We start from the raw sequence: 8609 nt of genomic DNA on the forward strand, positions 1-8609 counted from the left end.
CTTGCGTTTTCTTGACGCCAGAAGGCGCGCGGCCTACACTCGCACGCACTTCTGGTGCTCGTGTGCGCGCTCGTGCGCATGCAGTTAAACGGGAAACAGGACGCCCGCCTGACACGGATCGGGTCAACCTGTGCTGCCCCCGCAACGGTAAGCGAAATGTGGCGCTGTGATGGTTTGCATGGCGCCGCGGAGCCGGCTTCGGTGTCCACGCGCAAGGTCGCGTCGGCATCTCACCACTGGGCGAGAAATGACTCGTCCGGGAAGGGGAAGCGGCGCTTTCGCCAGCCCGGATACCGGCCGGAACACGCAGGACGAACGCCGCGGGGAAGCGGCGCTCGGTCCATGACCTCATGTCCGATTCCGTTGTCTGCTTTCTGCGCGTTTCCTGCTTTTAGCGGCAATGCCGTTGTTCGTTCCCTGTCTTGCGATGCAAACGTGCGCCGCGAACACGCGCGACTACACCGGCCGGCATGTGCAACTCCTACGCACGGACTCCACGATGCAAACTCAGATGCGCAAGATTCCCGTCACCATCGTCACGGGCTTTCTCGGTAGCGGCAAGACCACGCTGCTGCGGCACATTCTTCAGCATGCGGGCGGCAAGCGCATCGCGGTGATCGTCAACGAGTTCGGCGAACTCGGCATCGACGGTGAAATTCTCAAGGGTTGTGGCATCGGCTGCGATGACAACGGCGCTGAAACCGAAGGGCAATTGTATGAACTCGCGAACGGCTGCTTGTGCTGCACGGTGCAGGAAGAATTTTTCCCGGTGATGGAAAAACTCGTGGAGCGCCGCGAGCAGATCGACCATGTGCTGATCGAAACATCGGGCCTCGCGTTGCCGAAGCCGCTCGTGCAGGCCTTCAACTGGCCGCAGATCAAAAGCAGTTTCACCGTGGACGCCGTGATTACCGTCGTGGACGGCCCGGCTGCCGCAAGCGGCCAGTTCGCCGAGAATCCGCTTGCTGTCGATGCGCAGCGCAAAGCCGATCCGAATCTCGATCACGAGTCGCCGCTGCATGAGTTGTTCGAAGATCAATTGTCGGCGGCGGATCTCGTGATCCTGAACAAGACCGATCTACTCGACGAGGCGCGGCAAATTGCGGTTGAAGCGTTGATCCGCGAAGACATTCCGCCGCAAGTGAAGATCGTGCGCGCGCACATGGGGCAACTGGATCTGCACACGCTGTTCGGTCTCGAAGCGGCATCGGAAGAGACGATCCACTTGCGTCACGATCATCACGGTTCGGCGGACGACGCCGACCATCACCACGACGAATTCGATTCGATGGTCGTGCATGCCAACGTGCCTTCGCGTGAAGCGGTGATCGCCGCGTTGCAGCGGCTCGTCGAGGCGAACACGATTTACCGCGTAAAAGGCTTCGCGGCATTGCCGGGTGCGCCGATGCGCCTCGTCATTCAAGGCGTGGGCCGCCGCTTCGACAGTTATTTCGATCGACGCTGGCAGGCAGGCGAGGGCAGCGAAAGCCGCTTCGTGCTGATCGGCGAAGATCTCGATCAAGCCGCTTTGCAACGTGCGTTCGACGCGGCGCTTGGCGCGGCAACGCGCGTTGACGCTTCGGGCGCCGTCGCGTCGAACACCGCCGCGCAACAGGCGTAAGCGCATATGCATCTGCTGCGCACCACGCCAGGCGGTTTCGTCGACGATACGCAAGGCGTGATCCGCATCGATCAGCGGCCTGCGGACATCGTCGTGCTTAGTTCCGCGGACACGACGCTGTCGCTGCTGGCGAGCGTGTTTCCTCGTCTTGGCGAGGGGTTTCCGAGCGTGCGCCTCGCGAACGTCACGTATTTGCGGCAGCCCGCTTCCGTCGATTTCTATGTCGAAGACGTGCTGCAACATGCGCGTGTCGTGGTGGTCGATCATCTGGGCGGCGAAGCGTATTGGCCATACGGCATCGAGCAGGTCGTCGCGCTGGCCGCGCGCAAACAGCAGACGCTTGCGATGTTTTCCGGCGATCTGCAAGAAGACCCGAATCTGCTTGCGCGCAGCACCGCGGATGCCGATCTGTGTCATCAGTTATGGCGTTATCTGCGCGAAGGCGGCCCGCAGAATGCCGAGGCGTTTCTGCGCTGCATTGCGTATCGGGCGCTGAAATGGGGACGTGAGCCCGCACCGCCGCGCGCGTTGCCCGCCGCGTCCCTTTACCATCCCGAACGCGACACCCCGACCATCGCCGACTGGCAGGCGCGCTGGCAACACGATGCGCCCGTCGCGGCCATTCTGTTCTATAAGGCACACCTCCAGGCGGCCAACACGGCCGTGTTCGATGCGCTGATCGACGCGCTCGAGTCGCAAGGCGTGAATCCGTTGCCGATTGCCATCACGTCGCTGAAAGATGCGATGAGCCGCGACGTCGTGCAGTCGTTGTGCGCGCAACAGAACGCCGCGCTGGTGCTCAACACCACGGCGTTCGCCGCGAGCGCTATCGACGATCCCGAGCCGCTCGCGCTCGCCGGCGATGCGCCCGTGCTGCAAGTCATTCTGAGCGGCGGCAATCGCGAGGACTGGCTCAAGGACAATCAAGGCCTCAATTCGCGCGACATCGCCATGCATATCGCGCTGCCCGAAGTGGACGGCCGCATCATCACGCGCGCGATCAGTTTCAAGGGACTCGCGTATCGCTGTCCGCATACGGAAGTGGACGTGGTCCGCTATCAGCCGGATCTCGAACGCGTGGGTTTTCTCGCCGAACTGAGCCGCCGTTGGTGCCGCCTGCGTTCGCTCGACAATGCGGACAAGAAGCTCGCGCTGATTCTCGCCAACTATCCGATGAGCGAAGGGCGCATCGGCAATGGTGTCGGACTCGACACGCCGGCGTCCGTCGTCGGCATTCTGTCGATGTTGAGCAACGAAGGTTATCGCCTCGCGCAACTGCCCGCGAATGGCGAGGCGCTCATGCACAAGCTCACCGAAGGCGTGACCAACGACCCGGTGGTGCGCGACCTGCGACCCGCGTTGCAGAGTCTTGCGCTCAGCGATTACCTGGTGCGCTTTAACGCGCTGCCGGCCGCGACGCGCGACGCACTGAACAGACGCTGGGGTGCGCCCGAGCAGGACCCGACCGTGCGGCGCGGCCGTTTCATGATTGCGGGCTGGCGCTGCGGCCACGTGTTCGTCGGCATTCAGCCGTCGCGTTCGCGCGAGCAGGGCGATTACGCGAGCTATCACGATGCCGAACTCGTGCCGCCGCATGCGTATCTGGCTTTCTATTTCTGGCTGCGCGACCAGTTCGGTATCGACGCGGTCGTGCATGTCGGCAAGCACGGCAACCTGGAGTGGCTGCCGGGCAAGAGCGTGGCGCTCGCCGAGACATGCTGGCCCGATCTGATTCTCGGGCCGATGCCGCATCTGTATCCGTTCATTGTCAACGATCCGGGCGAGGGCAGCCAGGCCAAGCGTCGCGCGCAAGCGGTGATTGTCGATCACCTGATGCCGCCGCTCACGCGCGCCGAAAGCTATGGGCCCTTGCAGGATCTTGAGCGCCAGGTCGACGAATACTACGAGGCGCTCATGGTCGATCCGCGCCGCTCGAAGCTGTTGAGGCGCACGATTCTCGCGACCATCGTCGAACATAAGCTGCATGAAGAACTGAGTCTCGCCGAGCCGAACGGCGCGGACGACGAAGACGTCCTGCTCACGCGCGTGGACGCGTGGCTCTGCGAGTTGAAGGAGGCGCAGATTCGCGACGGCTTGCACACGTTCGGCCAATCGCCGCACGGCGTGCAACGGCGCGATACGCTGCTTGCATTGGGGCGTTTTCCGATCGGCGACGGCCAGCGCGGCAACGCCGGTTTGATCGATGCATTGGCGCGCGATCTGCACATCGATCATTTTTTCGATCCGTTGTCGGTGGATTGGTCAGCGGCGTGGAGCGGTCCGCGTCCCGAGCTGTTGCAACGCGTGAGCGATGCGCCATGGCGGCATTGTGGCGACACGCGCGAGCGTCTCGAACTGCTTGCCGCCGACCTGCTGCGCGGCGTATGCGGCGAGCAACGCGACGCGTCGCGCGCAGGGAAAGAAGGCAGCTTGCCGCAAGCGGCGCGCGTGATCGAGCGCTTGCGTCAAGACGTTCTGCCGCGCCTCGATGCATGCGGTCCGCAGGAAATGACACAACTGAAGCGCGGCCTCGAAGGGCGTTTCGTGCCGCCAGGGCCGAGCGGTTCGCCATCGCGCGGCCGGCCCGATGTGCTGCCGACCGGACGCAACTTCTATTCCGTCGATACGCGCGCGGTTCCGACGCAAGCCGCATGGTCGCTCGGTTTGAAGTCCGCGCAGCAGTTGATCGAGCGGCATCTACAGGAACATGGCGATTATCCGCGCGCCATAGGCCTTTCCGTATGGGGCACGGCGACCATGCGAACCGGCGGCGATGACATCGCGCAGGCGCTCGCGCTGCTCGGCGTGCGGCCGAAGTGGGCGCCGGGCAGTCATCGCGTGACCGACTTCGAGATCATGCCGATCGAAGCATTCGACCGGCCGCGTATCGACGTCACGTTGCGCGTGTCCGGCTTCTTCCGCGACGCGTTCGCGAACGTGATGCATCTGTTCGATGCCGCGGTGCAGGCGGTTGCCGAACTCGATGAATCCCCCGAACTCAATCCGGTTCGCGCGCGCGTGCTGCGCGAGCGCGATGCGCTCATCGCGCGCGGCATGGACGCCACGCAAGCCCGCAGGCGCGCGGGCTGGCGCGTGTTCAGCGCGCGGCCGGGCGCTTATGGCGCGGGCTTGCAGGACATGATCGACTCGCGGCAATGGCAGACCGACGCTGATCTCGCGAATGCATATCGGGCGTGGGGCGGTTATGCGTACACGCAGAAAAGCGCGGGCGAAGAAGCGCGTGACGCGTTCGGCGCGCGCCTCGCCGCAATGGATGTCGTGCTACAGAATCAGGACAACCGCGAGCACGATCTGCTCGATTCGAACGACTACTATCAGTTCCAGGGCGGCATGGTCGCGGCTGTGCGGCATCTCGCGGGCAATCAGCCAAGCGTGTATCACCCCGATCACAGTAATCCCGCCACGCCGCGTGTGCGGACCTTGCACGAGGAAATTGCGCGGGTGGTGCGCTCGCGCGTGGTCAATCCGAAATGGCTTGATGGCGTGAAGCGTCATGGCTATAAGGGCGCTTCTGAAATCGCCGCGACGGTCGATTATCTCTATGGCTACGACGCGACTGCGCGTGTGGTCGCGGATCATCAATACGCGCTCGTCACCGACGCGTATCTGAACGATGCGGACACCCGCGAGTTCTTGCAACGGCACAATCCGCATGCGCTGCATTCGATCTGCGAACGTCTGCTCGAAGCCATGCAGCGCGGTTTGTGGCAAGCGCCAGGCGATTACCGCGCGCAAGTCGAACGGCATCTGCTCGCGAGCGAACAGCAGATCGAAGGAATGCAGACATGAATGCAGCCTCACAGCATGAACAGCAACACCAACGCATGGCGCAGCGGCTCGCTTTTCCGTTTGCCGCGCTGATCGGTCAGGCGCCGTTGCAGCAGGCGCTACTGCTCGCCGCAATCGATCCGGGACTCGGCGGCGTGCTCGTGAGCGGGCCGCGAGGCACGGCGAAATCGACGGCGGCGCGTGCGCTTGCTGAGTTGCTGCCGGAAGGCCAGTTGGTGAATCTGCCGCTGGGCGCGAGCGAGGAGCGGTTGATCGGCACGCTCGATATCGAAACGGTGTTGCGCGACGGTGCCGTGCGCTTTTCGCCGGGGCTGCTCGCGAAAGCGCATCGCGGCGTGCTGTATGTGGATGAAGTGAACCTGCTGCCCGATGCGCTCGTCGATGCTTTGCTCGATGCCGCGGCGAGCGGTGTGAATACCGTCGAACGCGATGGGGTGTCGCATAGTCATGACGCGAGCTTCGTGTTGATCGGCACGATGAATCCTGAAGAAGGCGAGTTGCGGCCGCAATTGATCGATCGTTTCGGCTTGATGGTCGAGTTGCAAAACTGTTTCGAGCCTCGCGTGCGCGAGGAGATCGTGAAGGCGCGGCTCGCATTCGATCTCGATCCGCCGGGTTTTCGCGCGAGCCATGCGCAACGGCAGGCGCGGTACATCGAGCGGATTCGCGCGGCCCGCATCGCGCTGCCCCAACTTTCCTTCGACGACGCCGTGCATGCCCACGTGAGCGCGTTATGCATCGAGGCCGAAGTGGACGGCCTGCGTGCCGATCTCGTGATGCTTCGCGCGGCGCGCGCGCTCGCGGCGCTGGAAGAGGCGAACGCGGTGACGTCGCGGCATGTCGATCGTGTCGCGGAGGCGGTGCTCGTGCATCGGCGGCATCGTCGGGAAACATCGTCTGCCAGGAATGCGCGCGATAGCGATGGTGTGCCGCGAGAGTTGCCGCGAGAGTTGCCGCCTGAGTTGTCTCCTGAGTTGTCTCCTGAGTTGCCTCCTTCCGTGTCTCCTCACGCAACCGGTGAAAGCGATTGGGGATATATGCCGCCCGAGCCCGCCGCGACGATGCATGTGAAAGGCGTGATACCGCTTGGCGTAAAAAAACGCTGAGCCATCGGAAGGGTGCCGCCGCTGACTCGCGCAGCGGTTTCCGATGGCGGCAACAGGCGGACATGCAGCCGGGTTCGCGCGGCGATGCGCGAGCGCATCTGCGTGGCACGGATGGCACGCGTATCGCGTGGCCGCAGACATTGGCGGTGATGGGGCAGCACGCACTGCGCGCCGATCATCTGCGTTTCGTGCGCGAGGCGCCACGCGGCGGTATGCTGCATTGCTTCGTACTCGACTGCTCGGGGTCCATGCTCGCGGGCCAGCGGCTCGCACTCGCCAAGGGTTTGTTGATCGCGCTATTCGACCGTGCGAGCGCGATGCGTGCGGAGGCCGCGCTGGTTTGTTTCGGCGGCGCAGATGCGCATCTGCGCTTCGGCCCCGCAGTGCCGCGCTGGTGGAACGAGCGGTGGCTCGAACCGGTGGGCGGTGGGGGCGGCACGCCGTTCGCATCCGGTATGCGATGCGCGACGCAATTGCTCGAGCGCAGCGCCCGCCGCAAGCCGGCGCAGCAGCGCTGGCTGTGGCTGCTGACCGACGGCCGCACGAATGAGGAAGCCGTGCGCCCGCTCGTCGCGGACGAAGTGGTGGTGGTCGACTTCGAGCGCGACACGATTCGGCTTGGCCTTTGCGAGAGACTCGCTCGCGCCTGGGGCGCGCGGCGTTTTACGCCGGAAGAACTGATCGGTTGAAGGGCGAGCGCGTTTGGCGGCTCGCCCGCCTGGTGCTTATTTCAAGCCGTGCGACCACTGCTGTACATCTTCCTGACGATCGAACACGAAGACCTTCATCGCCATCTGCTGCACGGGCTCCAGTTGATCGAATTCGAGTCCATGAATGGAAGACGCGCCGGGACCGCTGCCGGTGTGCACATTGCGGATCACGGCGGTGGTCTGGATTTCCGTATCCATTTCCGCGGACTTGAGCCGGAAGGTCACGCGCAAGCGCTCGCCGACGGCGCCGAGGCTCCACGGCGCCATCAGCGACATGCCGAGCGCGCTGAGGCTTTTCGCAACGCCGAGACCGTCATGCGTATCGCCCGCTTTGTCTGTTTCGCCTGTTTCGCCGATCCCGAAACGCACCGCGAAGTGCGTCTGCACGCGGATCGACTTACGTTCTCGCAGGCGGCGGATCGGACCGGGTTTCGACAACACGACATAGTCGAACGGTGAGCGGCAGACGGCGTCGATGGTGCAGACGAAACGAAACACCGCTTGACTGGCGATCGCGACGATTTCGATGTTCTCGCCGGGGCTGAGGTCGAGCATGCGGCCCTGCTGAAGCGGTGGCGTGACAAATAGCGAGTGATTCGGAGCAAAGCCGATGATGCGGCATGGATGCATGGGCGCGCCGCTGCCGAGCCGCTGGCGTATGCCGATCAATGCGCCGATTTCCAAGTGCATGTCCGCAAGCGACAACACGCTTCCCGCTTCGGTGTGCGGCGCGGGTTGATCGGCTTGCCCGGCGAGTGCGTCGGGCAGGTCGCCGCGGCGCGGCTGGAAGTGCGCGAAGAGAAAGGCGCGCTCGTCGACGGTCGCGAGGACTGTGCCGCTCGCAAATAACAGCGAACCGTCGGCGTTGACGATCGGCCACTCGAGCGCCGTGCCTACCGGCACCGCGTCGGCCGTGAGAGCCGGGGAAGGGAGAGGGAATTGCTGGTCGGCTGGTTGATCCATTGAGCAGCGATCACTTAGGTGGCGGGATATCCAGTGTAACGGCGGCGCCTGGGAAAACTTTAGTCGATCCCAGATGGGCAGAAAGAGATCTGGATTTCCGATAATTACACTGGATAACTAACTAATTTGTTTTGGTAGGAAGAAAGCTCCACTTTTTGCGCTTCTCAACTTTTTTTAAAATAATTGCACTGAGGGGTTGACGGGGTCCGGACCGCATCGCATAATTCGCCTCCCGTTTGATGACGGACGCGAAGAAAGCAGAGCTTCTGAGCGAATGATCTTTAAAAACTAACAGCCGATAAGTGTGGGCGCTTGATGCGTGACGCGGCGGCGGGTTCTTCGGAATCTGCTGCCAGGCGAAAGTATCAAGTCTCACACAGTAATGAAAGGAAGGTTTGG

The 8609-nt window shown here is 63.3% G+C and carries 6 protein-coding genes and 1 riboswitch; of the genes, 4 read left to right on the top strand and 2 right to left on the bottom strand.

The window, feature by feature from the left end; genetic code table 11:
* The first annotated feature begins 35 nt into the window (after positions 1-35).
* A riboswitch (cobalamin riboswitch) is annotated at positions 36-316 on the top strand.
* Positions 317-499: 183 nt separating this feature from the next.
* The 4 genes from cobW (at position 500) to VOM14_RS12800 (ending at position 7226) form a co-directional block, all read left to right on the top strand.
* A complete protein-coding gene (gene cobW, locus VOM14_RS12785; RefSeq protein ID WP_327629054.1) occupies positions 500-1621 on the top strand; it encodes a cobalamin biosynthesis protein CobW in 1122 nt (373 codons plus the stop codon).
* Between the two features lie 6 nt (positions 1622-1627).
* Complete coding sequence (gene cobN / locus VOM14_RS12790) at positions 1628-5431, top strand: cobaltochelatase subunit CobN (protein ID WP_327629055.1); 3804 nt, start codon at positions 1628-1630, stop codon at positions 5429-5431.
* Positions 5428-6537: an ATP-binding protein gene (locus tag VOM14_RS12795; protein WP_327629056.1), complete on the top strand. Its 1110-nt coding sequence runs from the start codon at positions 5428-5430 to the stop codon at positions 6535-6537. The genes cobN and VOM14_RS12795 overlap by 4 nt, the downstream gene beginning before the upstream one ends.
* A 62-nt stretch (positions 6538-6599) precedes the next feature.
* On the top strand, positions 6600-7226 hold the full coding sequence (locus VOM14_RS12800) for a vWA domain-containing protein (protein ID WP_327629057.1): 627 nt from the start codon (positions 6600-6602) through the stop codon (positions 7224-7226).
* 36 nt (positions 7227-7262) lie between these two features.
* Here VOM14_RS12800 and VOM14_RS12805 read toward each other — a convergent pair whose 3' ends face one another.
* The gene (locus VOM14_RS12805; RefSeq protein WP_327629058.1) at positions 7263-8210 is read right to left on the bottom strand and encodes a flagellar brake protein; all 948 of its coding nucleotides are present in this window, start codon (positions 8208-8210) and stop codon (positions 7263-7265) included.
* 121 nt (positions 8211-8331) lie between these two features.
* The coding region (locus VOM14_RS12810) for a hypothetical protein (protein ID WP_327629059.1) at positions 8332-8609 on the bottom strand (278 nt) is incomplete at its 5' end.

The sequence above is a fragment of the Paraburkholderia sp. MPAMCS5 genome, from assembly GCF_036016995.1.
GTDB lineage: Bacteria > Pseudomonadota > Gammaproteobacteria > Burkholderiales > Burkholderiaceae > Paraburkholderia.